We start from the raw sequence: 24,544 nt of genomic DNA on the forward strand, positions 1-24,544 counted from the left end.
GAACCTCGTGACTCCGGCTGACGACGCTGATGCGCCAGAGCAGGGTGCCTTTCGTCGCTGGCTGGGGCGGCATCCTCGGATGCTGCGCATCTGGCGGGCGGGTGTCGCGTGCGTCGGCGGGTGCGTGCTGGCCCTCGGCATCGTGCTGCTGCCGCTGCCCGGCCCCGGCTGGATCGTGATCTTCTTCGGCCTCGGTATTCTCGCGACGGAGTTCGCCTGGGCTGCGAAGGCCCTGAAACCACTGAAGAGGTTCTGGGTGTGGCTCAGCGCACGGATGGAGCGCCGGCGCGAGCGGCGTCGTGGATAGTTTGACAGTGCTGTGGTGAACAGTGCCGCAGCAGGGAGCTGTCTGCTCGGGCTGGGTTCGTGCCTCAGCCTGAACGGACTTGTCGATCTCGGGTTGCAATCTTCAAGCAGTTCAGTCTAAGATTATCGAGTTGGCTGAAACGCCGTAAGGTGTTTTGAAGCTCCGAAAGGGGCCTGTGGCGCAGCTGGTAGCGCACCTGCATGGCATGCAGGGGGTCAGGGGTTCGAGTCCCCTCAGGTCCACACGAGATGGTTGAGACATCGCTCGTAACATTAGAAATCCCGCCAGGTGCAACTGGCGGGATTTCTGCGTTGAGGGGCTGATCTGTGCGCAGTGTTTTGCAGGCACCGTGCTCTGCGCGCGATGTAGTGCTGTGTACTGTGGCGACATTCAGCATGAGGGCGCATCAGGTTTTGACTCTGTGCTGATGAGTCTTTGTGCCGGTGCACGGATCCGCTCGGATTTACATGGTTTTGTCGAGATCAGCTGAGGTTGAGCGGAACGGTGCCGCGCTCGACAAATCCGTGTTGCACTGAAGCAAGTAGGGCGCTGCCGCGTTCGACCAATTAGAGGTGGGCAGTGCTGCCCGGCGGCTGTTTGAGTACTGTTTGTCCTCCACCAGTACCGGGCATGTGCGTTGCAGTGCTCACGCACCAGCCCAGCCGGTATGAGCACTGCCGCGGCAGCGCACCGACCGCTCACTCCGGCGCGGAGTACCGTGCGATCTTGAAATCTGTCGCCTCGCGGGCGAGCTCCAGCTCGGCGATCTGGCGTTCGATGCGGTCTCGTTGATCGAGCATGATCTGTCTGCGCTCAGGAATCGTCGCGTCGCCCTGCTCGAGCAGGGAGACCACTACGGCCAGACCGCAGAAGCTGGGATAGTGTTGGTTCCAGCCTGATCCTGCACACAGAGCACAACATCCAGCCGCGCCCACCCCACGACTGAAAGCAGACCGCATGACTGACACCGCGCATCCCCAGAACGATTCGACGCCTGACGAGACGCGCTCGAGACTCTTCATCGGGGGCGCCGCGCGCGCGACCGACGAGACGACGGCCATCATCGATCCGGCGAGGCCGAGCCATATTGTCGGCCATGCGGCGGCGGCATCGCCAGCAGACGTGGCAGACGCCGTGGCTGCGGCGAAAGGTGCGTTCGCGCAGTGGTCGGCGCTGACCCCGCAGCAGCGCGCCGACCTGATGACCGAGGCCGTCGCAGACATCGCGGCAGACCGAGATGCGGATGCCGCGCTGCTGTCGCGAGAGAACGGCAAGATCGTGGCCGAGGCGTGGGTCGACGCGCTCGTCTTCGAGCTGCGCTGGCGACTGGCGCTCACGCTGGTCGACCAGGTCGATGCCGATGTCGTGCTGCGCCCCGAACCCGGCATCCCGGTCGAGACGACGGTGACTTATCAGCCGCTCGGTGTGGCCACGGTGATCGTGCCGTTCAACCGGCCGCTGGCGATTCTCGCGGCATCGCTGCCGTACGCGCTGCTGGCCGGCAACACAGTGATCGTGAAGCCGCCGCTGACTGCTCCGCTGGCGACGGCGCAGCTCGTGCAGCGGGTGGCCGAGCGTCTGCCCGCAGGCGTGCTGAATGTCGTGACCGGGCCGGACGCGAACATGACGGGACTGATTCGCAACGAGGATGTCGCGAAGGTCTGCTTCACCGGGAGCGTGGGCGGCGGTCGTCGCATGATGGAGCTCGCGGCGCCGACGCTGACCCGTGTGACGCTGGAGCTCGGCGGCAACGATGCGGCGATCGTGTTCGATGACGCTCCGCTCGATGAGGAGCACTTGGACCGGCTCTTCCACGCGGTGTTCGACTCGACCGGGCAGATCTGCATGAACGCCAAGCGCATCTACGTGCACCGGTCGCGCCTCGACGAGCTGGTTGCCGGGCTCTCTGCGCGGCTCGACCACGTGGTGCTCGGCGACGGTGTCGACCCGAAGACGACGATGGGGCCGCTGCATTCGGCGGAACAGAAGAGGTTCGTCGACGGGCTGATCGCCGAGGCGAAAGCGGCCGGGGCCGACGTGCGAGAGTTCGGCGAGCTGCCGGGCGGCGATCTTGCCACAGGCAACTTCGTGCGGCCGGCGATCGTGGTCGAACCCGATGCGGGCCTGCGCGTGGTCACCGAAGAGCAGTTCGGACCGGTGATCCCGGTGATGGCGTTCGACGACGCGGCGGATGCGGTGCGCCTTGCCAACGACAGCTGGGCGGCCCTGGGCGGCTCGGTCTGGACGATGGATGCGGCGCGGGCTCGGCGGGTCGCCGGCCAGCTGGTCTGCGGGTATGTATGGATCAACGACCACGGTGCGAACCGGCTCGATCTGCGGGCGCCGTTCGGCGGACTCAAGTCGTCGGGCATGGGGCGTGAGCAGGGGCTCGACGGGCTGCGTGACTTCCAGGATGCGCGGGCGGTCGCTGTGCTGGAGTCTGAGGTGCTCGCCGGATAGGAGGTGGCGGGGACGGCCCGGTCGAAGCGCGCAGCCTTGCCATAGATCGCCCTCAGGTTCGCGGAAGATGAGCCGGCCAGTGTCGAGGAGCGACCTCACGTGAAGGAATATGTGACTGACTGAGTCGCTCCGAGAGCATTCGTCAGGCTCTGGCAGGATTCGCTGCATGAATCTCATGGTCTGGCGCGAAAATATGCTCTCGGGTCATGGCGCCCACATGCTCCGAGGTTGGTTCGTGTGCTCGGAGGAGCGATCGCCTTGTGCGCGGCTCTGCCCAGACGTGCGCGGCTCTGCCCAGATGTACACCGTTCCGCCGAGATGTACACGGTTCCGCTCAGAACAGCCTGATTTCAGCGGAACCGTGTACATCTCAGCGAATTTGTGCTTCATGGCAGACAGATCAGGTCACTGGTGCAGTGCTGAACCTCGACCGAAGACCAGTATCGGCCGACCTGCGACCTCGCCGAGTTCGTGAAGGCTTGTGACGGTACCTGCAGATTCCCTGGATGCGAGGCTACGGCACACGGCTGTGAGGTCGACCAGACGGGGAACTGGGAATGGGACGGCCCCACCAATCCGGATGACCTCGCCTGTCTGTGCCGTCGGCACCCCGCTCAAACTTCAGAGCCACTGGAAGGTCAAGCAGATCGGTGGCGCGAGGCTGCACTGGACGAGTCCGACCGGTGCAGGCAGAGTGACGAGGCCAAGCGGCAATGACGACCCGTCGTTGTGACCGTTCTTGCCGGTTTCACCACGCTTGTAGGTAGGTCTGCCAGGTTCGACCTGCTGGGCCGATTTTGCAGATCTCACAGGTTCGACCTGTTGAGTCGTTGTATCAGACCCGCCAGGTTCGGCCCTTTGACCGCTCCAGTGGATCAGACCGGTCAGGAGGCTCGCGCTGAGACTTGCTCGCGTTAAAACCCGCCTGCCGTGAGATCTTGCTCGCGCTGAGAATCGCTCGCGCTGAGACCCGCCTGCAGCCAGATCTTGCTCGCGTTGCGACCCGCCTGCGCTGAGACTTGCTCGCGCCGAGAGCTACCGATCCTGCGGAAAGCCCCAGACCTCGTCGGCGATCTTCGTGATCTCGCGGAGCTTCGCCCACTGCTGTTCCTCGGTGAGCACGTTGCCCTCTTCGGTCGAGGCGAAACCGCACTGCGGGCTCAGGGCGAGCTGATCGAGCGGGGCGAATTCCGCCGCCTCGCGAATACGCGCGCGCACGGCATCCGCCGGTTCGAGGTCGCCCGACTTCGACGTGACCAGCCCGAGCACGACCCGGCGACCGTCATGGGGCAGAAAGCGCAGCGGCTCGAAGCCGCCGGCACGATCGGAGTCGTACTCCAGGAAGAAGCCGTCGTAGTCGACCTGGCCGAGCAGGTACGGGGCGACCGGCTCGTAGCCGCCCGACGAGATCCACGTCGAGCGGAAGTTGCCACGACACACGTGCGTGGTGATCGTCATGTCTTCAGGGCGGTCGCGAACGATGTCGTTCAGCAGATCGGCGTAGGCCTGTGCGATGTTCTCGGTGTCGAGTCCGCGCTCGCGGGCACGCTCCAGTTCCAGATCAGAGCACAGATACGCCCATGCGGTGTCGTCGAACTGCAGGTAGCGGCACCCCGCAGCGTGGAAGGCACGGACGGCATCCCGCCACGTCTGAGCCAGATCGGCGAACAGCGAAGCCCGGTCGGGGTAGACGCTGTGGTCGATGCTCTCGGGGGCCAGACGAAAGTGCATGACGGTCGGCGCCGGGATGCACTGCTTGGCCGTGACCGTGGTGTGGTCGCGAACGAAGCGGAAGTGCTCGAGCATGGGGTGGTCGTCGGGAAAGCTCACCTTGCCGGTGATGTGCACGGCATGCGGCTTCGGCGCCGTGCCGTGAAAGGCCATGCCGCTGTCCTCTTCGACGATCTCGACGCCATTGAGCCCGCCGAAGAAGTCGAAGTGCCAGAAGGCGCGACGGAACTCGCCGTCGGTCACCGCCTGCAGACCGACCTCCTCCTGCTTGGCGATGACGCGTGCGATCTGCTCGTCTTCGACGGCACGCAGAGCTGCGGCGTCGATCTCACCGCGGGCGAAGCGGTCGCGGGCCTCGTGGACGGCCGGCGGACGAAGCAGACTGCCGACCTGGTCGGCACGAAAGGGGATGCTGTGCGAGGTTGTCATAGGTTCAGTTCTATCAGTTCGGCGGCCGCTGAGGGCTTCTGGCGGCGCCGGACCACGGCCTGTCGTGGTCAGTCGGTATCCTTGAGTGGCAGCCGTACGAGCGCCGTCTATCGAAAGGCACGAACCGCATGACCGAGGGAATGATCGACCACCAGACCGATCTGCAGTACGTCTCGACACGAGGGGGCATGCAGCCCGCGACGTTCACCGAGGTGCTGCTCGACGGTCTCGCCCCCGACGGCGGTCTCGTGGTGCCGCAGACGATTCCCCAGGTGAGCGCCGAGCAGCGCGAGTCATGGCGTTCGCTGACCTACCCGCAGCTCGCGGCGAAGGTGATCGCGCTCTACGCGACCGACATCCCGACGGCCGACCTTGAAGTGCTCACTGCCAGGGCCTACAGCCCCGAGCGTTTTCCCGACCCCGTCGTGCCGCTGACGCCGCTGGACGATCGCACGGTACTGGTCGGGCTGTCGCAGGGGCCGACCATGGCCTTCAAAGACCTGGCGATGCAGTTTCTCGGCGAGGCGATGCCCTATGTGCTGGCTCGTCGAGGCCGTCGCCTCAACATTCTGGGCGCTACGTCGGGAGATACCGGCTCAGCAGCCGAGCATGCGTTCCGCGGCAAGCCCGGCATCAGCGTGTTCATGCTCTCGCCACAGGGCCGTATGAGCGATGTGCAGCGTGCGCAGATGTACTCGATCACCGACGACAACGTGCACAACATCGCCATCGACGGAGTCTTCGACGACTGCCAGAACATCGTGAAGGCGATCAACGGCGATGCGCAGTTCAAGGCCGACCAGGCCATCGGCGCCGTCAACTCGATCAACTTCGGCCGAATCAGCGCACAGATCGTGTACTACTTCTGGGCGTGGCTGCGTGCGACGGATGCGGTGGCCGAGTCCGACCGACCCGAGGCGATGCTCTCGGTGGCCGTGCCGTCGGGCAACTTCGGCAACATCTACGCGGGTCACCTCTCGCGCAGCATGGGGCTGCCGATCGACCGTCTGATCCTCGCCACCAACGAGAACAACGTGCTCGACGACTTCTTCCGCACCGGTGTGTACGTGCCGCGTTCGCGCGAAGAGACGCTAGCCACGTCGAGCCCCTCGATGGACATCTCGAAGGCCTCGAACCTCGAACGCTTCATCTGGGAGCTGCTGGGCACAGACGCATTCCCCGAGCGCTGGGCCGAGCTGCAGCGCACCGGTCGCCTCGACCTCAGCGCCGAGCTGCCGCGCCTACACGCCGAATTCGGCTTCATCAGCGGAACCAGCACCCATGCTGACCGGCTCGCGAGCATCCGATCGACCTATGAGCACAGCGGCGTCGTCATCGACCCGCACACCGCTGACGGGGTCACGGTGGCGCATGAACTCGATGTGCCCGGCCTGACCCTGGTGCTTGAGACGGCGCTGCCGGCCAAGTTCAGCGACACGGTGCACGAGGCGCTGGGCGATGACGTCGACGTGATCTCGCCCGCCGTGCGTGAGCTGCTGCAGCAGCCTCAACACGTCGTCGATCTGCCAGATGATGTGGATGCCGTGCGTGCGTACCTCGAGGAGCACGCGCTGACGGCGCAGGTCTGAGTCTGCGGAGCTGACGGCGCGCGGTCTGTACCAGCGGAGCTTACTTACCAGGTGAACTAAACTGGGGTCATGACGACTCTGGTGTGGTTTCGAGACGATCTGCGGGTGAAGGACAACCCGGCGCTGCTGCAGGCGTCTCGTGACCCGGAGGGCGTCGTCTGCGTCTACCTGCTCGATGAGCATAGTCCAGAGACCCGCGCATTGGGCGGAGCGGCGAAGTGGTGGCTGCACCAGTCTCTGATGCGACTCAGCGAGCGGCTGGCCGAGCTCGGTGCGCCGCTGCTGCTCGAGCGCGGAGCCGCCCGTGTAGTGATTCCGCGTCTCATCTGGGGAGCTGGTGCTGGTGCTGGCGCACACGCTGAGGTCGGTGTGCCTGTCGAGTCTGGTGGGCACACAGAAGATGGCGCGAACGTCGCCACCGGGGCGACGCAGATCACCCGGGTGGTCTGGAACCGGCGGTACGGACCAGAGAAGGCGATCGACGCCGATCTGAAGCTCCGGCTGCGCAACGCAGGCGTCGCCGTGCAGTCGTTCGCTGCGAATCTGCTGCACGAACCCTGGACCGTGCAGACGAAGGCCGGGGGAGCGTACAAAGTCTATTCGCCCTTCTGGCGAGCCTGCGGGGAACTGCCCGTTCGCGCTCCGGTGCCGGCGCCCGACCATCTCACGCCTGCATCCGTCGAACTGCCGACGCTAGGCGGAGGGCGTGAGCCGAGTGCCAGCCCTGCCAGCCCTGCCAGCTCGGCCGCCGAGACGTTCTCGACGACGCTTGCGAGCTGGAACCTACGGCCGAGTGCTCCCGACTGGTCAGCGGGTCTCGCGGATCGATGGACACCGGGAGAGGACGCGGCCCATCGACGGCTGGCGATCTTTCTGGGCGAGGAAGCGTCGCATGCTGCGCCGGGAAGTGCACAGAGACCTGCGCCGATCGACGAGTATGCCGAGCACCGTGACGAACCTGCCGACGACGACGCGGTCTCGGGGCTCTCGCCACACCTGCGGTGGGGAGAGATCAGCCTGGCAACGGTATGGCGCCAGGCCATCGCGAGCGGTCGGTCCGTCGGGACGTTCCTGAGCGAGCTCGGCTGGCGGGAGTTCGCATGGCACACGCTCTTTCAGCATCCCGATCTGGCGACGACTAACCTCGACCGGCGATTCGATGCGTTTCCGTGGCGAGCCGGAGCGGGGCAGGCCGCGGGTGCCGCGATGTCTGCCGCAGAGAACTCTGAGCTGCGGGCCTGGCAGCAGGGCCGCACGGGAGAGCCGCTCGTCGACGCCGGTATGCGCGAGCTCTGGCAGACCGGCGTCATGCACAATCGCGTGCGCATGGTGGCGGCGTCGTATCTGGTGAAGAACCTGATGATCGACTGGCGGGTTGGGGAACGCTGGTTCTGGGACACGCTCGTCGACGCGGATGCCGCGAGCAACCCCTTCAACTGGCAGTGGGTTGCCGGGTGCGGGGCGGATGCTGCGCCCTACTTCCGCATTTTCAACCCCGAGACCCAGCGGCGTCGGTTCGACCCGCAGGGAGAGTATGTCGACCGGTGGCAGGCGAGGCAGCCCGGGATCGAGCCGCTGGTCGACCTGCGCGCGAGTCGTGCGCGTGCGCTCGCAGCCTATGCCGAACTCACGCGGGCGCCTCGGTGACACCAGTGATAAAGGTGACGGTGACGCGCCCGGCCGCGAGCAGAGCTGCGTCAGAGCCGGCGATCGGCAGATAGCCCGGGGCTCTGCGATGCGGAGCGCCGGTGACGAGTGCTCTCTGCGAGATCGATTGTTCGTACTGAGAGATCGACTGTTCTATCTGCTGACATTCTGGGCGCGCAAACTTGCCTGGAGGGTATCGAAATGCGTCAAAACATGAGTACACTCAGAAATGAGCAGGCTCACCAGGACTCCTGAGGAGTCTGCGTCTACAAGAGGTGTCGGCTGCGCAGATCCTGGAGGTGGGAAATGACGGTGACCAAAAGCGAAGGTCGAGTCGCCCGTCGCAAACGAGAGACGCTCGGGCGCATCATACACGCGGCCGCAGAGCTCTTCGACGCACAGGGCTTCGACGCCACGACGACCCAGCAGATCTCCGAGCGTGTCGACATCGCCGCAGGCACGCTGTTCCGCTATGCGGCCACCAAGCCGGAGCTGCTGCTGCTCGTATACAACGAGCGGCTGCGCGAGGCCTTGGCCGCAGCAGAGCGCGCCATGGACGCAGAGGCTGAGACGACGGAGGCTCTTCTCGCCTACGCCGTGTGCATTCTGCGGGCGGCCGCAGACCAGCCACGCAACACCGCGCTCTTCCAGCGTGAGCTCATCTTCGCCGATGCCGACGAGCCATACCGTGCCGAAGGTCTCGCACTCGTCGAAGAGATGGAGCACCATCTCTGCGATCGTCTGATGGCCGATCTCGACGACCAGATCAGAGCGGGCGACGCCGAGCTGTCGGCCACGGCATCCGCCTGCCTTCAGCCGGTCGCCCTGCAGGCTGCCCGCAGCATCTTCGCCGATCTGCACGTGCTGCTGATCCAGCCGCACCGCGCCAGTGACGCGCTGAACAACGACTTCGCCGATCTGCGACTGCAGGTGGCCATGATCGTCGACGGGCTCCGCGTGCGCGCCGCCGAGATCTGCTCCTCGACCCCGGTCAGCACGATCGAAGTCAAGACCAACGACCCAAAGAAAACCCGAAAGGAACCATCATGACCAGCAACATCACCAACGTCACCGTGCTCGGCACCGGCGTGCTCGGATCGCAGATCGCCTTCCAGAGCGCCTACGCCGGGTTCACCGTGACCGCCTATGACATCAGCGACGAGATTCTCGAGCACGCAAAGGCGCGATTCGCCGGCCTCGCCAAGGTGTACCAGCAGCAGGTCGACGGGGCAACGGAGGCCCGGACCGATGCGGCTCTGTCTCGTCTGGGCGTGAGCAGCGATCTCGCGGCCGCGGTGGCCGACGCAGATCTGGTCATCGAGGCCGTGCCCGAGGCCGTGGCGATCAAGCGTGACACCTATCAGAAGCTGAGCGCCGCGGCACCGGCGAAGACCATCTTCGCGACGAACTCGTCGACCTTGCTGCCAAGCGACATCGTGAGCGCGACCGACCGTCCCGACCGCTTTCTCGCCCTGCACTTCGCCAACGAGATCTGGCTGCACAACACGGCCGAGGTCATGGGCACTGAACAGACCTCGTCTGAGGTCTTCGACCGAGTTGTCGCCTACGCCAAAGAGATGGGCATGGTGCCGGTCCCGCTGCACAAAGAGAAGTCAGGGTACGTGCTGAACTCGCTGCTCGTGCCGCTGCTCGACGCAGCGCTCGAACTGGTCGTCTTCGGGTACTCCGAGCCCGCTGATGTCGACAACGTCTGGCGGATCGGAACCGGCGCGCCGATGGGCCCCTTCCAGATTCTCGATGTGGTGGGTCTGAACACTCCGTACAACATCATGGCGCATGGCGACGAGCGCAAGCAGCAGATCGCCGCCTGGCTGAAAGAGAACTACCTCGATCAGGGCAAGCTCGGACGGGCCTCGGGGGAGGGGTTCTACTCCTATGACCAGGCGGAGTGACGCCTGAACTTGGTGCCGGTGATGCGTCTTGCCGGGCCCAGGTCCACGGTCGAAATATTGAGGTGAGTATACTTTTCCCCAGCAATCACTCGACGAGATGAACCTCTCGACGGTGCCTACGGCCCGGCGAGAAGACGGAGGCACTGATGGTCTGCGACCATGCGACCAGAATCGACCAGCACTCTGGTGAGTCTGGGGGTCGCAGGCCATGGGGCGTGCTCACGGCATTCGCGATGGCGTTCTTCACGCTGTTCGCCCTGCTGCTGCCCGGAGTGTCGTCCGCTCACGCCGATGCCGATGAGAACCCGAGCGGCGACGGCGCCGTCGCGGGCCGCACCTTCCGGGTCGCGACCGACACGACCTTCGCGCCCTTCGAGTTCCGCGACTCATCGGGGCAGATGGTCGGCATCGACATGGATCTCATGCGCGAAATCGCCAAGCGCGAGGGCTTCGACGTCGAGATCCAGTCGCTCGGCTTCAACGCGGCACTGCAGGCGCTGTCGTCAAACCAGGTCGATGCGGTGATCGCCGGCATGTCGATCACCGACCAGCGCAAGCAGGTCTATGACTTCACCGACCCGTACTTCCAGAGTGGAGTGCAGATGGCTGTCGCCAAGAACAACGAAGACGTGCACTCCTACGAAGACCTGCGGGGCAGGACCGTCGCGGTCAAGACCGGTTCCGAAGGCGAGGCCTACGCCAAGTCGATTCAAGAACAGTACGGTTTCAAGATCGACGGCGTCGATCAGTCGGCGACCATGTACGAGAAAGTCAAGTCGGGCAATGCCGTTGCCGTCATCGACGACTATCCAGTGCTGGCCTACGGCATCGCCCAGAACAACGGGCTGAAGACGGTGACAGACAAGGTGCCCGGCGGCGACTACGGCGTCGCGGTGAACAAGGGCATGAACGCCGACTTCGTCGACGCGTTCAACCGAGGACTCGCCTCGATCAGGCAGGACGGCGAGTACCAGCGCATCATCGACCACTATCTTGCCGACCCCGAGGCGAACGCCGCCGGCCAGGGCGGGCTGCTGCAGCTCGCCAAGCAGGCGTTCCCCGCTCTGATGCTCGGTCTGCGCAACACGGTGATCATCACGCTGATCTCGTTCGCCGTGGCTATGGTACTCGGCTTCGGCTTCGGCCTGATGCGCGTCGGCACCAGCCGCGTGCTCGACTGGATCGCCAAAATCTTCGTCGGCGTCTTCCGCGGCACCCCGCTGCTGGTCTGGGCGTTCTTCTTCTACTTCGGCGTTCCACAGCTGATCGGGCATCCCGTGAACATCTGGGTTGCCGGCGTGCTCACTCTGGCGCTGAACTCGGGAGCATACATCACCGAGATCATCCGCGGAGCGGTGGGGTCAGTCGACTCCGGCCAGCTCGAGGCGGCCCGGTCGCTCGGCCTGGGCTACAGCAAGTCGATGCAGCGCGTCGTGCTGCCGCAGGCCGTCAAGATCGCCACACCGTCGCTGATCAATCAGCTCGTGATCATGGTGAAAGACTCGTCGCTGCTGCTCGCCATCGGCTTCGGCGAGCTGCTCTATCAGGGCCAGCAGATCTACGCGGCGAACTTCCGCGTGACTGAGACGCTGCTGCTCGTGGCCATCATCTATTTGGTGGCGATCACCTTGCTGACATGGCTCGCCAACGTGATCGACCGGAGGATCAACCGATGAGCGCCGAACCGACCACCAGCGACGGCAGCTCGACAACGGAGAAGGCACCGACCATGGACGAAAGCACCATCAACACGCCTGACAGCGCCAGCGCCGCCGGGTCCGTCAGCGAGACCGATCGCCCCGTCCGCATCGAGGTGCGCGATCTGAAGAAGACCTTCGGCTCGAACGAGGTGCTCAAGGGCATCTCGCTGACGGTGCGATCAGGCGACGTGGTCAGTATCATCGGCACATCGGGGTCGGGCAAGTCGACGCTGCTGCGCTGCCTCAACCGGCTCGAGACCCCGACGTCGGGCACCGTCATCGTGAACGGGCACGACATCTCCGGTGCGAAGGTGAACATCGACGAGGTGCGCCGCGAGGTCGGCATGGTGTTTCAGCACTTCAACCTCTTTCCGAACATGACCGTCGCCGAGAACATCGAGCTGGCGCCGCGAGAGATCCACCACGTGAGCAAGACTGAGGCCCGGAGTATGGCGCTCGAACTACTCGACCGGGTGGGGCTGGCAGACAAGGCGGACGCAAGCCCGACATCCCTCTCAGGCGGCCAGAAGCAGCGTGTCGCCATCGCACGGGCACTCGCCATGAAGCCCGAGATCATGCTCTTCGACGAGGCCACCAGCGCGCTCGACCCCGAGATGGTCGGCGAGGTGCTGCAGGTCATCCGCGATCTGGCCGCCGAAGGCATGACACTGCTGTTGGTGACGCATGAGATGGGGTTCGCTCGTGAGGTCTCGAACCGCGTGCTCTTCCTCGACGCCGGCGTGGTCGAAGAGCAGGGCTCGCCCGAACAAGTCTTCGCGCACCCGCAGAGCGCTCGCCTGCAGACCTTCCTCTCGAAGGTGCTCTGAACCCTCAGCTGGCGCGGTGCTCGACGGCGTCGTGCAGCGTGCGATCCTGCAACCGATGCACGACGGCCTCGAGCCAGGCGCGCATGCTGACACGTGCCTGTGGGGTATCCGGGTAACGGCAGCGCAGATGCATGCCGGTCGGACTCACGACGAACCAGATCATCACGCCGTCGACCCTCAGCGCAGCCGAGACGTACTGCGTCGCCAGTTCTGCAGGCAGCTGCACGGGTAGACGGCGGGTGTCGAGCCAGGAGATTGCGAACATGCCCGGACCGCCCGGCATGCCGCCGCGAGGTTCGAAAATGTCGGCCAGCGGCGTGCCCGCGAGTCGAAGCGCATCTTTCACATCCCGGGCACACTCGCGCGGGTCATCCGAGGCGCACTCGATCACCGAGTTGGTCACGAACCAGCCGACGGAGTCGTGCCAGCGCGGTTCGTACCGACTGTGCACCGGGAAGACCGCACGCAGCGGCCGCCCGGTCATGGCGAGGGTGACTCCGGCCAAGTCGGCGAGCACCATGTGCAGCAGTCGGACTCCCAGGGCCGCGGCCTGCGTCGAAAGCATCTCGAGACGGTCGGCGTCAAGGATGTCACGCACCTCGACCACCTCTGGCACCGCGTGCCGCAGCTCGCCGAGGTCGAGCGGCAGCGTGGGCAGCAGTCCGTCTCCGGCTGCCAGGATCTCGGCCCATCGTTCGAGCACCTCGGGCGTGGCCGCCGGGCGTGCGGCGAGGGCTGCGGTGTGATCGGCGAAGTCTGGGGCTTCGTCGAGCGATGCGGATGCTCCGGCGGCGTCGGTCGTGAGCGTGGCGGTCGGTCGCCCGGTCTCGAGCCGCATAAGAACGTCGTGCTCGACCGCAGACGAGTCGAGCGCTGCCAGCAGGTCTCGGGCGAGCAGCAGCACCGACCACATGTCGACATGAGAGTGGTCTGAGCCGATCACCACGGTCTGCGCGGAGTCTGTCGCATCGCTGGACGGATCGATCAGCACCAGGCGATGGGACGGACGCGAGCAGGGGCGGCAGTGCGCGTCCAGGATCTCATGCACGGCATCCCTCGTCAGCTGCCCGCCCGAGCGAGGATGCTCATGCCAGCTTCCGGCGCTCACCGCATGTTCGGTCAGCTGCAGGGTTCCGTCGTCTGCGCGTGAGAACACTGTGCGCATGGTGCCGTGTCGGCGCACCACGTCGAGCCAGGCCTCGCCCAGTCGCTCTGCGGTGACCGGATGAGGCAGACGGAAGGCGAGCGCCATCCAGGAGCCTGGCCGTTCGCCCTCGCTTACGTGACGTCGCTGATCGAACGAGATCGGTACGTGTTCTCGCACCACCGCACCCATCGTCACGGCATAGTGGCGCACGCGGCCCGCGGGCAGCGTGACTCGGGTGATGTTCGTCAGGCGCACGTTCTGACTGTACCGCGTCGCCGCGCGCTATTCTGGTGTGAATCTCACGTGCTGCCACCTCTGCCGACACGTGGAGAAGACGACTGGGAGTGACCGTGCCCGTGCTGGAGCTGAGCGACGCGAAGATCGACTACGACATCAGTGGCGATGACGGGCCGCTCGTCGTGCAGCTGCACGGCCTCACTTCGTGCCGCGAGCGCGATGCGCGTCTCGGGCTCGACCACGGGCGGGCGCTTCGCGACCACCGCGTGCTGCGCTACGACGCCCGCGGCCATGGGCGTTCGACCGGATCGCTCGAAGCGGCCAGCTATCGCTGGAGCCGGCTCGCCGACGACCTGCTTGCGCTGCTCGACCATGTGGCGCCGGGTGAGACCGTGCACGGGGTGGGGCAGTCGATGGGCTGCGGCACGCTGCTGCACGCGGCCGTGCGTGATCAGTCACGCTTCGCCAGCCTGACCCTGGTCTCACCGCCGACGGCCTGGGACACCCGACGGGCACAGGCGAAGAACTATCTGGCCAGCGCCGAGCTGGTGGAACGCGCCGGCATCGAGGCGTTCATCGCGCAGGGGCACAGGAACGTGACTCCGCCGGCGCTCGCCGACGTGCCCGACACCCGGCCGGCGGTGGCAGAAGGGCTGCTGCCGACAGTGCTGCGCGGTGCCGCCGAAGCGGATCTGCCGAATCCGGCATCCCTCGCAGGCATCGCCACCCCGACGCTGATTCTCGCCTGGATCGCCGACCCTGCTCACCCGATGACGACGGCGCAGGCGCTCAACGCGCTGATCCGGGGCAGCCGGCTCGTGGTCGCTCAGACGCCGTACGGCATCATGGCGTGGCCGGGGCTCTTCGCAGAGCACGTGGCCACCCATGATGCCGCTGTGTTGCAGGCTCCGCAGCAGGAGACGCCGCAGAGCGTCGCCGGTTACCTGCGGTAGTCGACGTCTTTCGTCTCACGACAGGTGAACAGCGCCATGAGACTGAGCACGGCCATCAGACCGAGATAGAGGCCGACGTTCTGCACGCCGTTTCGGGCGAGCGCGGTGGCGATCGACGGGGCGAACGCGGCACCGACGATGGCGGCCAGGTTGTAGGCGATGCCTGAACCGGTGTACCGCACATGTGCCGGGAAGAGTTCGGGCAGGAACGCGCCCAGCGGGCCGAAAGCGGCGCCCATCAGCAGGAATCCGACGCACAGGAAGACCATCACGGGTGCGACGCTGAGGTGCCCGAGCATGGCGCCGAAGAAGCAGCTGAAGACGACCATGCCGGCCGAGGCGAGCGTCAGCACCTTCTTGCGCCCCCAATGATCGGCGAGTACGCACGAACCGACGATCGAACCCGCGAACACCACCACCGAGATCATCAGCATGGCCAGATACTGCCGATTGCTGAAGCCGAGCGTCTTCGTGCCGTAGGACAGCGACCACGTGGTGAGCATGTAGAAGAGCGTGTACGTGACGGCGACGACGAGCGTGCCCTGAACGACGGCACGCCAGTGGTCATGCATCGTGGTCACCAGCGGTGCCTTGACCGTGCGGTTCTGCGCGGCGGCGAGCTTGAACACCGGAGTCTCCTCCATAGTGACGCGAACCCAGAGACCGATCACCACGAGCACTCCGCTGAGCAGGAACGGCACGCGCCAGCCCCAGGCCAGCATCTGATCATGGGAGCAGACCGTCTCAAGCAGCAGGAACAGGCCGTTGCAGAGCAGGAAGCCGATCGGAGCGCCGAGCTCGGGGAACGAGCCGTAGAGCGCGCGGCGGTTCGACGGGGCGTTCTCGGTGGCGACCAGTGCGGCGCCAGACCATTCGCCGCCCAGGCCGATGCCCTGGCAGAACCGGCAGAGGCACAGCAGCACGACCGCCCAGACGCCGGCCTGAGCGAACCCGGGCAGCACGCCGATCAGCACGGTTGCGGCGCCCATGGTGAGCAGCGAGACGACCAGCGTCGTCTTGCGGCCCAGACGGTCGCCGAAGTGGCCGAAGAGCAGTGAACCGAACGGGCGGGCCACGAATGCGACGGCAAAGGTCAGCAGCGAGGCGAGCACGCCGACGGTCGCGCTGGCCTGTGGAAAGAAGACCGTGGGAAAGTAGTTGGCCGCGGCGGTGCCGTAGGCGTAGAAGTCGAAGAACTCGATGGCGGTGCCGATCATCGACGCGGCGATCACCTTGCGTGCGGAGTCTCGCTGCAGGCCTGCCGCGGTGGCGGCAGGCACGGTCTTCGGCATTCGACCTGCGGTCGTCTGCTCATCCAGTGTGCTGGACATTGTCGTGTTTCACCTTTCACATCCTGACTGCGGCACCGGTTGGTGGGGCAGAGAAAAGGCCCTGTCGCAAAGACAGAGCCTGGATGTGCGCATCGATGATCACGCCTGTCGGGCTCTGCCTTCGCAGGCGAGCCCGAGCAACTTGTGTTCGATCATTCCGCCGACGAATGGGACGGAATAATAATTCGTGTGGATGCGACGAACGACGTCTTGCGTACCATCATGGCGGAACCTCCTCTCGAACACCTGGTCAGCTGTCAACGACAGCCGACAGTCGCACAGTATAGGTCAGGATGCGTACGAACGCCAGGTCAGGCGTGTCGTCGGTGCGGCCGGCCGGCGGGAACGCTGCCGGAGCAGCAGCTGTGTGATCACCGTCAGATGCGGGAACTCGACGAGCATGCCGAGCACGATCGCAGCCTGGACGACGGGCTGGCCAGGCAGCGCGACGGCTGTCACGGCGAGCATCATCGGTGCGTTTCGGGCTGAGGTGGTCATCGAGAGCAGCGCATGCGCCGAATAGGGCAGACGAGTCAGATGTGACACGCCGGTGACGAGCCACCACGAGACCACGAAGAACACGAAGACGGTGACGAAGACGAGGCCGAAGGCAGCCGGATGTTGGACGACGGTCGATCCGTTGGCCGCGAACAGCGCCAGAATGAGCGCGGCGATCACGGGTGTGACGAGGTGGTCGAGCGCGCCCAGGATGCGTTCGCACACGTCGACCGGAGTCGTCAGTCGCAGTGCCGCGCGCACAGCCAGAGCACAGAGGGCTGGCAGCGCGAACCACTGCACCAGCGCCGGCCCGATCTCTGCCACGGTCGAGACCACGCTGGCGCCGGTGAGCCAGCTCAGGTACACGGGGTAGAGCGAGAGCTGCGTGACCATATTGATCGGAATCAGCGCCGCGCCCGTCACGGTGTCGCCATGTGCCAGCCGTGTGAAGCCCAGAAACCAGTCGGTGCAGGGAAAGAGCAGGTAGATCATCACGCCCAGCCGCAGCAGGGGATCGTCCGGGAGCACGAAGGAAGTCACCCCGATGGCCAGCACCGGAACGACCACGAAGTTCATCGCCCAGGCCAGAGCGATGAGCGGCGCGCTGGGGCGAATTCGCTGAGGCGCCGTGCCAGAGACGCCTGCGCGGCGGCCGACGGGCAGGGTGACGAAGAGCATCGCGACCAGCAGGAGCACCAGCGGATCGGTCAGCTCGCCGGCGACCGCAGAGGCCGTGGTCGAGACGCTCGCGATGATGCTGCCGACCGCCATCGAGAGCACCGGCAGCAGCGCGGTGACGACCGTCGCGGGGTGCAGGCCCTTCAGCATGCGCAGCTCGTTCCGCAGCAGGAGAGATCGTCGAGCAGCATGCCCTGCTCGCGCCAGAGATCGAGTGCCGAGCAGTCGCGGCCGGCCCGCTCGCCGATCACGCGGGCGACATGGGCGAAACGCTGTCGATACTTGTAGACGAAGCAGAATCGCTCGTCGTCGTGCCGCAGCGCCGGTCCGGTGAGGAACAGGCCAGGGGTGACGGTCGACTCGTCGTGCTCGGTGAGCAGCGGCCAGCCGTCGTCGCGCCGGTCGAAGAGCTCGGCTGCGGGACCGAGCCCGGGACCGTAGCCGGTGGCCGCGATCGGCGGCGTCTCGCTCAGCACCGCGGGACCGCGCGAGGTGCTGACGCGAAAGCCGGTGCCGTTGCGCACCACGGCGGTGGCGCTCGCATCTCGCAGCTCGAGGCGGCCGGTCTCGAGGGCGGCGCGCATGCGGATGCGGGTGCGCGGGGCGAGCCCGAACGACGGGTCGGCCTGTCGATCGCCGTTGACTCCGTGGCCCCACGGCCGCTCGGCGTCGATGACCGACACCTCGGCACCTCGTTCGACGTGATGGCAGGCGATCTCGATGCCTGACTCGGAGCCGCCGATCACCGCGAGACGTCCGCTGCGCTCGGCCCAGGCATCCGCATGCGACGAATGGGTGAGCAGATGCTCGCCGCGGATGCCGGGCAGGCGCGGCTCACTGCGTTCGCCGCCCGCCCAGATCAGCGTGCGAGAGCGGCCGCGCCCCCGGTCGGTCTCGATCTCGAAGCCGTCGTCGGTGGGTGTGATGCGCTGCACTCGGGTGTCTTCGGCGACCGGCACGCGGAAATGCGAGACCAGCGAACGGAGGTAGCGCGCGTAGCCGGGGCCGTCGGGGTAGTCGACGCCCAATGTGAACGCCGGAGAGGTGCTCGGGTGCACCGAGTTGAGGTCGGTCGCGCCGAAGCCGTTGCCGGTGAACGACGGCGTGAGGAACCGCTGTTCCGGGTGCCAGTCGTGAAAGGTCTGGCCGATCTGCCCGGCGTCGATCAGCGAGACCTCGAAGTCGCCGATCGCGTTGGCGGCGACCGCCATGCCCACGCCGGCCGGGCCCGCTCCCACGATGGTTGCGTCGATGACGTGCATGGAACACCACTCTCATAACTAATGCGAATAGTTCGCAATAGTAGTGTGGCGTGTCGGTCGTGTCGAATTCTCGGTGATGTGGGTCCTCGGTGGCCTGGGTCCGCGGTGACGTGGGGCTCAGTCGCGAGAGCCGATGCCCACTGCCCGGGTGACCAGCTCGACCAGCCAGTTGGCGAAGCCGAGCACGATCGCGCCGAACACCGCTGACCACCAGAAGCGATCGATGGTCAGCCCCCAGCCCCAGGAGCTGCTGATCAGACTGGCCGTCCAGAGCAGCAGACCGTTGAGCACGAACGACCAGAGTCCCAGCGTCACGATGTAGAGCGGGATGCTGATGAAGCGCAGCACGGTGCCGAAGAACGAGTTCACCAGGGCGATGATCGCCGCTGCCAGCAGGTAGGTCAGGATGCTGTTCATCGGAGGCTCACCGGCGAACGGAACCACGGCGATGCCGGGCACGATCGCAGCGGTGATCCAGAGGGCGACTGCCGTCAGCACCGCCTGCGTCACGAAGCGGATCATCGCCGTCACCCCTGCAGAAAGTCGCGAAGCACGAGGGCGTGGTTCACCTTCGGGTCACGGGCTGCGTAGAGCAGGGTCACCGTCGGGTGCTCGCGCTCGACGGAGCGCAGCTGGTCGACGGCCGGGTTCGCTTCGAGCTCCTGCCGGTACCGCTCGGCGAACTCGTCGAGTCGAGCCGGGTCATGGTTCCACCAGGTGCGCAGCTCAGGCGACGGTGCGGCGTCTTTGAGCCACAGGTCGAGGTGTGCACGCGCCTTCGAGACTCCTCGGGGCCACAGACGATCGACCAGAACCCGGAACCCGTCGCTCTCGGTGGGCTGTTCGTAGATGCGCTTGATCTGAAACATCAGGGAGCGTCCTCTCTCGGCTTTCGCAGCCTGATTCCACCGTAGCCCGTTCGACCCGCGGGGCACATGATCCGGCTAGGCTGAGCAGACATGAGCGATGAATCAGCATCCCCAGCCACAGCGGGCAGATCTTCGACGCGAGCGACCGGAGCCCCAACGCCAGCGAGTGAATCTCCAGCGACGGCCGAGTCGTCCCTGCAGCAGCAGGACGAGCAGCGGGCAGCGGCCGCATCGCGACTCAAAGAGCGTATCTACATCACCTTCACGGCACTCGCCGTCGTGCTCACGCTGGCATCTCACGCCGACGTCACCCCGCAGCAGGCGGTCACCACGCTGATCGTCACCGTCATCGGCTCGGTGCTGGCCATGTTCCTCGCCGAGATTCTCGCCCACTTCGTGACGCATCAGCGCATGTTCACCGCGAGCGAGGCTCGTCACGCCGCATCGACCTCGATCGGGGCAACCACGGCCATCGCCCTGCCGATTCTGATGCTTCTGGGGGCTTGGGGCGGCATCTGGACACTTGAGATCGCGCTGCGCTCTTCGACCGTCCTGTTGATCCTCTGGCTGGTGGGCATTGGCTTCGCCGCCGTGCGACGCCTGAAGCTGCCGGGCTGGCAGAAGCTCCTGGTGCTGGTGGCCGAAGCCGCACTGGGGCTGCTGGTGGTCGGTCTCGAACTGATGGCGCACCACTGATCATGACGACTCGATCTGATTCCGCCGACCGGGCGCTGCGCGTGCTGGTCGCCCCAGACAAATTCAAAGGGTCGCTCAGCGCGGCCGAGGCGGCGCAGCTGATCGGCCGAGGCATCAGCATGGCGCTGCCCGATGCTCAGATCACGCTCAAGCCGATCGCCGACGGCGGCGAGGGTACGGTCGATGCCTTTCTCGAAGCCGGAGCGACCGAGCACACCGCCCAGGTGCACGGGCCGCTGCCCGATCAGGGGCGCGTGAGTGCACGGTGGGCGACGATGGGCGACACCGCGGTCATCGAACTGGCGCAGGCCAGCGGCCTGCATCTCGTACCGGCAGAACTCGACCGAAGCGACGGAGGTCACCCCACACCGGAGCAGGCTCTCGCAGCGAACACGCGCGGTGTCGGCGAGCTGATCAGGCTGGCCCTCGACGAAGGCTACCGATCACTCGTGATCGGCATCGGCGGTTCGGCGAGCACCGACGGAGGCTTCGGATGCATCACCGAGCTCGGTCTGCGCGTCGTCGACGCACAGGATCACGTAATCAGCGACGTGCGCGATCTGGACCGTATCAGCCGGGAGCGCACCTCAGTCGGGGTGCGCTTCGACACGGCCGAGCTCGATCCGAGGCTTGCCGAGACGGCGATCGTGATCGCGAGCGACGTCACCGCGCCGCTGGTCGGGTCGCACGGTGCGGCTCAGGTGTTCGGCCCGCAGAAGGGGGCCGACGCGGATGCCGTGGTCACGCTGGAGGACCGCCTCGCGTTTTGGGGCTCGCTGCTGGAACACGAGACCGGCACCGAGGTGCGAAACGTCGAGGGCGCAGGTGCCGCCGGCGGGTTCAGCGCGCCGCTGATCGCCCTGCGCCTCGCCGAAGTGCGCTCCGGTGGTGACGAGATCGCCGATCTGTTGGGCATCTCTGATGCGTTCGCGCACACCGACGTGGTGGTCGTCGGCGAGGGGTCGCTCGACGAGCAGTCGCTGCAGGGCAAGGGGCCAGTGCAACTGGCTCGCAGCGCAGCCGCCGCAGGGGCAACCGTCGTGGCGATCGCGGGACGCAGCACGCTCGACGAGGCGCAGCAGGCACAAGTGGGCATCCGCCGTCTGGCGACGCTCGTCGACCGCGCCGGCTCACCGGAGCGGGCCATGCGCGACGCGGCCGCTCTGCTGCCGCAGGTCGCCGAAGAGGTCTTCGCGACGCTCGACGCTCAGCGGTGATCGATGCTCAGTGCTGATCGTCGCAGGCGATGGCGACCAGTCGACGGGCGACCGGCGAGACGAGGTCGTCGCGCCAGACCGCGCGAATCTCGCGATGCAGATCGACGCCGGTCACCGGCACGGCGACGAGCTCGCCGCGCTCTATCCAGCGTGCGACGGCGAGTCGGCTGAGCACCGCCGGCTCTGAACCCGCTGCGGCCGTGGCCAGCCCGGCCGCGTTGCTGCCCGCTTCGAGGGCCGGGGCGACAGGGGAGTGCTCAGCGAGAGCCCGCTCGACGGTGGCACGCGTGCCGGAACCCGGCTCGCGCAGGATGAGCGGCGTGCGCGCGAGCTCTTCGGCGGTGACCGGATCGGCCCGACGAGCCCACGGGTGCGTCGGGGCCGCCACGACCACGAGCTCATCCGTCGTGACCACCCGGGTGTGCAGCTCGACGGGCTGATCGGGGGTCTCGACGAAGCCGAGAAGACAGTCGCCAGAGCGCACCAAGTCGAACACGTCGGCCGAGTTGTGCACCTGCAGGTGCACGTCGGCGTCGGGCAGCGCCTCACGCAGCCGACCGAGCCAGCGGGGCACCAGCTGTTCGGCGACGGTCAGACTGGCGCCGAGGTCGAGGCGGACGCGCTCGCCGCTGACGACCTCGTCGATGCGGTCACCGAACGCATCGGCCGCCTGCAGCAGGCTTCGTGCGCCTGAGGCAACACGCAGCCCGGCACGGGTCAGCGACGAGCCGCGGGGGTGTCGCCGCAGCAGCGTCACGCCGAGGTCGCGCTCGAGCGCGCTGATCGCGCGTGAGGCGTTCGGCTGTGCGATTCCCGCTTCGCGCGCTGCCGCGCTGAGGCTGCCGAAGTCGTCGACGCCCATGACGAGCGCCAGCACCGACAGATCAGGCCATCTGTGAGTCATATCACGATGATATGTGATCGATGCAATTCCGGGACTACTGGCCGCGCCGTGCGAAGAGGATCATGAGACAGGTGAACGACGATCAGAGCAACGACCAGAGCAACGACCAAGCCAGAGCGGCCACTATCGAGCCGCGCCAGGGAGGCTCCCTCGCGCAGGCGCAGGCGCAGATGGCACCCGTGTCGTGGGCGAGCCGCGTCGGCGCGGTCGTACCGGGACTCGCCGTCAGTGCCGTCGGAATGGGACTCGCCCTGCTGGTGAGCTCCTGGCTGCCTGTGCTCAGCCCCATGCTCGTGGCGATCGTGCTCGGCGTGCTGCTGCGCAACCTGGGCGGCGTGCACCGCATTCTCGAACCCGGCATCGCCAGCGCCGCGAAGCGGGTGCTGCGCATCGGCGTCGTGCTGCTCGGCCTGCAGCTCGTCTTCGGTGACGTCCTGGCTCTCGGGCCGGGCATGATCGTGGTCGTCGTCGCCGTGGTCGGCGTGGGCATCGGCTCTAGCCTGCTCGTCGGACGCTGGCTCGGGATGACGCCGAATCAGGTGCTGCTGATCGGCGGCGGCTTCTCGATCTGCGGCGCGGCAGCCGTGGCCGCGATCGACGGTGTGCTCGACGACGACCGAGACGAAGAGGTGGTCACGGCGGTCGCGCTCGTGGTGATCTACGGCACGGTGATGATTCCACTGCTGCCGCTGATGGCCTCCGGACTCGGCCTGACCGAGCAGCAGACCGGTCTCTGGGCGGGAGCCTCCGTGCACGAGGTGGCGCAGGTCGTCGCCGTCGGCGGGGCCGTCGGATCCGGCGCGCTGGCAGCGGCCGTGATCGTGAAGCTCGCACGCGTTCTGCTGCTGGCTCCGGTGCTGACCGTGATCGGTCTGCAGCGCCGCCTGTCTGCGAGCGGGAAGGCTTCTGCGATCGACGGCACGCACACACACCGCCCGCCGATCATGCCGCTCTTCGTCGCAGGGTTCATCGCAATGGTCGTGATCCGCTCACTCGGCATCGTTCCACAGCCCGTCGTCGATGTGGCGCACACGGCTCAGACGCTGCTGCTGACCGCCGCGATGTTCGCGCTCGGGGCCGGAGTGAAGCTCAGCATGATCCGCCGTCTGGGCGCACGGCCCTTCGTGCTCGCCCTGTCGACCACTGTCGTCGTCGCCGCGATCGGTCTCGGCGGCGTGCTGCTCTTCGGATGAGCGTCCACACGCGTACGCTGCACGGATGACCCATTCGTCTCGCCGTCTGCAGCGGCTGCTCGGCGTGCTTGCGGCCCTCGGCGTCTGCCTCGGCCTCTGCGTCGGCTGCTCGACGACAGCCCCCGACGCTCCCGCTCCGGCGACCGATTCGCCCAGCACCGCACCGTCGGATGATGTCTTACCGACAGATGAGGCCCCCGGCTCGACCGGTGATGCGGCGATTGCATCCGCTGAACCGCAGCCGAGCGCTGCAGACGCGCAGGCGGCGCTGCAGACGCTGGCATCGCTGCCGGTGAAGGGTCGCGCGCCGAAGACCGGCTATGCGCGATCCGAGTTCGGCAAGGGGTGGCGTGATCCCGACCGCAACGGCTGCGACGCGCGCAACGACGTGCTGGCCCGTGACCTCGTGGACGTGCAGCTTCGGGGGCCGTGCACGGTGCTCTCGGGCACGCTTCACGACCCGTACACCGGGGGGACAATCGCCTTCGTGCGCGGAGACAAGACCTCGCAGGCGGTGCAGATCGACCATGTCGTCGCACTCTCAGACGCCTGGCAGAAGGGCGCGCAGCAGCTGAGTGCCGATCAGCGGCTCGAGCTCGCCAACGACCCGCGCAACCTGTTGGCGGTCGACGGCCCGACGAACACGCGCAAGGGCGACGGAGACGCCGCGACCTGGCTGCCACCGAACAGATCGTTCCGCTGCTCGTACGTCTCGCGGCAAATCGTGGTGAAGTCGGCCTATTCGCTGTGGGTGACGCAGGCAGAGGCCGAGGCCATGCGGCACGTGCTGTCGAGCTGCTGAGGTCGGGCGGTCGCGTTCTTCGCGCTGATGAGGTAGTGTGGTGCACTTGGTGAGCATTCGTGCTCGCTCGCGTCGTAGAACGCCTCTTGAGCTCTGTACGAGCCCGCGCTGACCTCGCCCCGAGCTGGGACCCAGCGCAGAGATCTCTTTCATA

The 24,544-nt window shown here is 66.4% G+C and carries 22 protein-coding genes and 1 tRNA gene; 14 read left to right on the forward strand and 9 right to left on the reverse strand.

Annotated elements, in window-relative coordinates:
- The first annotated feature begins 7 nt into the window (after window positions 1-7).
- Window positions 8-307, forward strand: a complete 300-nt coding sequence (locus F8O06_RS03960) for a TIGR02611 family protein (RefSeq protein WP_225733384.1) — start codon at window positions 8-10, stop codon at window positions 305-307.
- 169 nt (window positions 308-476) lie between these two features.
- A tRNA-Ala gene (locus F8O06_RS03965) sits at window positions 477-549 on the forward strand.
- 456 nt (window positions 550-1,005) lie between these two features.
- Here F8O06_RS03965 and F8O06_RS12155 read toward each other — a convergent pair.
- Window positions 1,006-1,161, reverse strand: a complete 156-nt coding sequence (locus tag F8O06_RS12155; RefSeq protein ID WP_192496833.1) for a hypothetical protein — start codon at window positions 1,159-1,161, stop codon at window positions 1,006-1,008.
- 103 nt (window positions 1,162-1,264) lie between these two features.
- On the opposite strand from F8O06_RS12155, the gene F8O06_RS03970 reads away from it, so the two are divergent.
- Entirely contained in the window at window positions 1,265-2,767 is a 1,503-nt protein-coding gene (locus F8O06_RS03970) for an aldehyde dehydrogenase family protein (RefSeq protein ID WP_158037640.1), read from the forward strand.
- 1,035 nt (window positions 2,768-3,802) lie between these two features.
- On the opposite strand, the gene F8O06_RS03975 is transcribed toward F8O06_RS03970, so the two are convergent.
- On the reverse strand, window positions 3,803-4,927 hold the full coding sequence (locus F8O06_RS03975; protein ID WP_158037641.1) for a 5-methyltetrahydropteroyltriglutamate--homocysteine S-methyltransferase: 1,125 nt from the start codon (window positions 4,925-4,927) through the stop codon (window positions 3,803-3,805).
- Between the two features lie 161 nt (window positions 4,928-5,088).
- Here F8O06_RS03975 and thrC point away from each other — a divergent pair, with 161 nt between their 5' ends.
- From thrC to F8O06_RS04005, 6 genes are all read left to right on the forward strand, one after another.
- Window positions 5,089-6,516 (forward strand): threonine synthase, encoded by a 1,428-nt coding sequence (thrC, locus tag F8O06_RS03980; protein WP_158038190.1) that lies wholly within the window; start codon window positions 5,089-5,091, stop codon window positions 6,514-6,516.
- 69 nt (window positions 6,517-6,585) lie between these two features.
- Window positions 6,586-8,163, forward strand: a complete 1,578-nt coding sequence (locus F8O06_RS03985) for a cryptochrome/photolyase family protein (RefSeq protein ID WP_158037642.1) — start codon at window positions 6,586-6,588, stop codon at window positions 8,161-8,163.
- A gap of 306 nt (window positions 8,164-8,469) precedes the next feature.
- A complete protein-coding gene (locus F8O06_RS03990; RefSeq protein WP_158037643.1) occupies window positions 8,470-9,213 on the forward strand; it encodes a TetR/AcrR family transcriptional regulator in 744 nt (247 codons plus the stop codon).
- On the forward strand, window positions 9,210-10,076 hold the full coding sequence (locus F8O06_RS03995; protein WP_158037644.1) for a 3-hydroxyacyl-CoA dehydrogenase: 867 nt from the start codon (window positions 9,210-9,212) through the stop codon (window positions 10,074-10,076). Before F8O06_RS03990 ends, F8O06_RS03995 begins: the two co-directional genes overlap by 4 nt.
- Before the next feature lie 146 nt (window positions 10,077-10,222).
- The gene (locus tag F8O06_RS04000) at window positions 10,223-11,752 is read left to right on the forward strand and encodes an amino acid ABC transporter substrate-binding protein/permease (RefSeq protein ID WP_225733385.1); all 1,530 of its coding nucleotides are present in this window, start codon (window positions 10,223-10,225) and stop codon (window positions 11,750-11,752) included.
- On the forward strand, window positions 11,749-12,603 hold the full coding sequence (locus tag F8O06_RS04005) for an amino acid ABC transporter ATP-binding protein (RefSeq protein WP_225733386.1): 855 nt from the start codon (window positions 11,749-11,751) through the stop codon (window positions 12,601-12,603). Before F8O06_RS04000 ends, F8O06_RS04005 begins: the two co-directional genes overlap by 4 nt.
- Before the next feature lie 4 nt (window positions 12,604-12,607).
- Here the strand turns inward: F8O06_RS04005 and F8O06_RS04010 are convergent, their stop codons facing one another.
- The gene (locus tag F8O06_RS04010) at window positions 12,608-14,005 is read right to left on the reverse strand and encodes a peptide synthetase (RefSeq protein WP_158037645.1); all 1,398 of its coding nucleotides are present in this window, start codon (window positions 14,003-14,005) and stop codon (window positions 12,608-12,610) included.
- Window positions 14,006-14,100: 95 nt separating this feature from the next.
- On the opposite strand from F8O06_RS04010, the gene F8O06_RS04015 reads away from it, so the two are divergent.
- Window positions 14,101-14,940, forward strand: a complete 840-nt coding sequence (locus F8O06_RS04015; RefSeq protein WP_158031126.1) for an alpha/beta fold hydrolase — start codon at window positions 14,101-14,103, stop codon at window positions 14,938-14,940.
- Here F8O06_RS04015 and F8O06_RS04020 read toward each other — a convergent pair.
- The 5 genes from F8O06_RS04020 to F8O06_RS04040 form a co-directional block, all read right to left on the reverse strand.
- Window positions 14,928-16,271, reverse strand: a complete 1,344-nt coding sequence (locus tag F8O06_RS04020) for an MFS transporter (RefSeq protein WP_158037646.1) — start codon at window positions 16,269-16,271, stop codon at window positions 14,928-14,930. The genes F8O06_RS04015 and F8O06_RS04020 overlap by 13 nt on opposite strands.
- Before the next feature lie 288 nt (window positions 16,272-16,559).
- On the reverse strand, window positions 16,560-17,597 hold the full coding sequence (locus F8O06_RS04025; protein ID WP_158037647.1) for an arsenic resistance protein: 1,038 nt from the start codon (window positions 17,595-17,597) through the stop codon (window positions 16,560-16,562).
- On the reverse strand, window positions 17,591-18,709 hold the full coding sequence (locus tag F8O06_RS04030; RefSeq protein ID WP_158037648.1) for an NAD(P)/FAD-dependent oxidoreductase: 1,119 nt from the start codon (window positions 18,707-18,709) through the stop codon (window positions 17,591-17,593). Before F8O06_RS04030 ends, F8O06_RS04025 begins: the two co-directional genes overlap by 7 nt.
- A gap of 117 nt (window positions 18,710-18,826) precedes the next feature.
- On the reverse strand, window positions 18,827-19,231 hold the full coding sequence (locus tag F8O06_RS04035) for a phage holin family protein (protein WP_225733387.1): 405 nt from the start codon (window positions 19,229-19,231) through the stop codon (window positions 18,827-18,829).
- A 5-nt stretch (window positions 19,232-19,236) separates the two neighbouring features.
- Window positions 19,237-19,578 (reverse strand): DUF488 domain-containing protein, encoded by a 342-nt coding sequence (locus F8O06_RS04040; protein WP_158037649.1) that lies wholly within the window; start codon window positions 19,576-19,578, stop codon window positions 19,237-19,239.
- 90 nt (window positions 19,579-19,668) lie between these two features.
- On the opposite strand from F8O06_RS04040, the gene F8O06_RS04045 reads away from it, so the two are divergent.
- Both F8O06_RS04045 and F8O06_RS04050 read left to right on the forward strand, forming a co-directional pair.
- Window positions 19,669-20,274: a hypothetical protein gene (locus tag F8O06_RS04045; protein WP_158037650.1), complete on the forward strand. Its 606-nt coding sequence runs from the start codon at window positions 19,669-19,671 to the stop codon at window positions 20,272-20,274.
- Window positions 20,275-20,276: 2 nt separating this feature from the next.
- Entirely contained in the window at window positions 20,277-21,491 is a 1,215-nt protein-coding gene (locus F8O06_RS04050) for a glycerate kinase (RefSeq protein WP_225733388.1), read from the forward strand.
- A 7-nt stretch (window positions 21,492-21,498) separates the two neighbouring features.
- On the opposite strand, the gene F8O06_RS04055 is transcribed toward F8O06_RS04050, so the two are convergent.
- Window positions 21,499-22,395 (reverse strand): LysR family transcriptional regulator, encoded by an 897-nt coding sequence (locus F8O06_RS04055; RefSeq protein ID WP_158037651.1) that lies wholly within the window; start codon window positions 22,393-22,395, stop codon window positions 21,499-21,501.
- A 62-nt stretch (window positions 22,396-22,457) separates the two neighbouring features.
- Between F8O06_RS04055 and F8O06_RS04060 the strand changes: the two genes are divergently transcribed.
- Both F8O06_RS04060 and F8O06_RS04065 read left to right on the forward strand, forming a co-directional pair.
- The gene (locus F8O06_RS04060; RefSeq protein WP_225733389.1) at window positions 22,458-23,588 is read left to right on the forward strand and encodes a YeiH family protein; all 1,131 of its coding nucleotides are present in this window, start codon (window positions 22,458-22,460) and stop codon (window positions 23,586-23,588) included.
- A 25-nt stretch (window positions 23,589-23,613) separates the two neighbouring features.
- Window positions 23,614-24,390, forward strand: a complete 777-nt coding sequence (locus F8O06_RS04065) for an HNH endonuclease family protein (RefSeq protein ID WP_158037652.1) — start codon at window positions 23,614-23,616, stop codon at window positions 24,388-24,390.
- Window positions 24,391-24,544 lie beyond the last annotated feature (154 nt).

Source organism: Pseudoclavibacter sp. CFCC 14310, assembly GCF_008831165.1.
GTDB lineage: Bacteria > Actinomycetota > Actinomycetes > Actinomycetales > Microbacteriaceae > Pseudoclavibacter_A.

Bases quoted from the DNA above. Each gene is read 5' to 3' on its own strand.
- F8O06_RS04005 (WP_225733386.1), top strand. From the start codon at position 11,749: ATGAGCGCCGAACCGACCACCAGCGACGGCAGCTCGACAACGGAGAAG.
- F8O06_RS04060 (WP_225733389.1), top strand. From the start codon at position 22,458: ATGAGACAGGTGAACGACGATCAGAGCAACGACCAGAGCAACGACCAA.
- F8O06_RS04025 (WP_158037647.1), bottom strand. From the start codon at position 17,597: ATGCTGAAGGGCCTGCACCCCGCGACGGTCGTCACCGCGCTGCTGCCG.
- F8O06_RS04055 (WP_158037651.1), bottom strand. From the start codon at position 22,395: ATGACTCACAGATGGCCTGATCTGTCGGTGCTGGCGCTCGTCATGGGC.
- F8O06_RS04040 (WP_158037649.1), bottom strand. From the start codon at position 19,578: ATGTTTCAGATCAAGCGCATCTACGAACAGCCCACCGAGAGCGACGGG.
- F8O06_RS04065 (WP_158037652.1), top strand. From the start codon at position 23,614: ATGACCCATTCGTCTCGCCGTCTGCAGCGGCTGCTCGGCGTGCTTGCG.
- F8O06_RS03995 (WP_158037644.1), top strand. From the start codon at position 9,210: ATGACCAGCAACATCACCAACGTCACCGTGCTCGGCACCGGCGTGCTC.
- F8O06_RS04020 (WP_158037646.1), bottom strand. From the start codon at position 16,271: ATGTCCAGCACACTGGATGAGCAGACGACCGCAGGTCGAATGCCGAAG.
- F8O06_RS04030 (WP_158037648.1), bottom strand. From the start codon at position 18,709: ATGCACGTCATCGACGCAACCATCGTGGGAGCGGGCCCGGCCGGCGTG.
- F8O06_RS04050 (WP_225733388.1), top strand. From the start codon at position 20,277: ATGACGACTCGATCTGATTCCGCCGACCGGGCGCTGCGCGTGCTGGTC.
- F8O06_RS03970 (WP_158037640.1), top strand. From the start codon at position 1,265: ATGACTGACACCGCGCATCCCCAGAACGATTCGACGCCTGACGAGACG.
- F8O06_RS03975 (WP_158037641.1), bottom strand. From the start codon at position 4,927: ATGACAACCTCGCACAGCATCCCCTTTCGTGCCGACCAGGTCGGCAGT.
- F8O06_RS03990 (WP_158037643.1), top strand. From the start codon at position 8,470: ATGACGGTGACCAAAAGCGAAGGTCGAGTCGCCCGTCGCAAACGAGAG.
- F8O06_RS04035 (WP_225733387.1), bottom strand. From the start codon at position 19,231: ATGATCCGCTTCGTGACGCAGGCGGTGCTGACGGCAGTCGCCCTCTGG.
- F8O06_RS04045 (WP_158037650.1), top strand. From the start codon at position 19,669: ATGAGCGATGAATCAGCATCCCCAGCCACAGCGGGCAGATCTTCGACG.
- F8O06_RS04000 (WP_225733385.1), top strand. From the start codon at position 10,223: ATGGTCTGCGACCATGCGACCAGAATCGACCAGCACTCTGGTGAGTCT.
- F8O06_RS03985 (WP_158037642.1), top strand. From the start codon at position 6,586: ATGACGACTCTGGTGTGGTTTCGAGACGATCTGCGGGTGAAGGACAAC.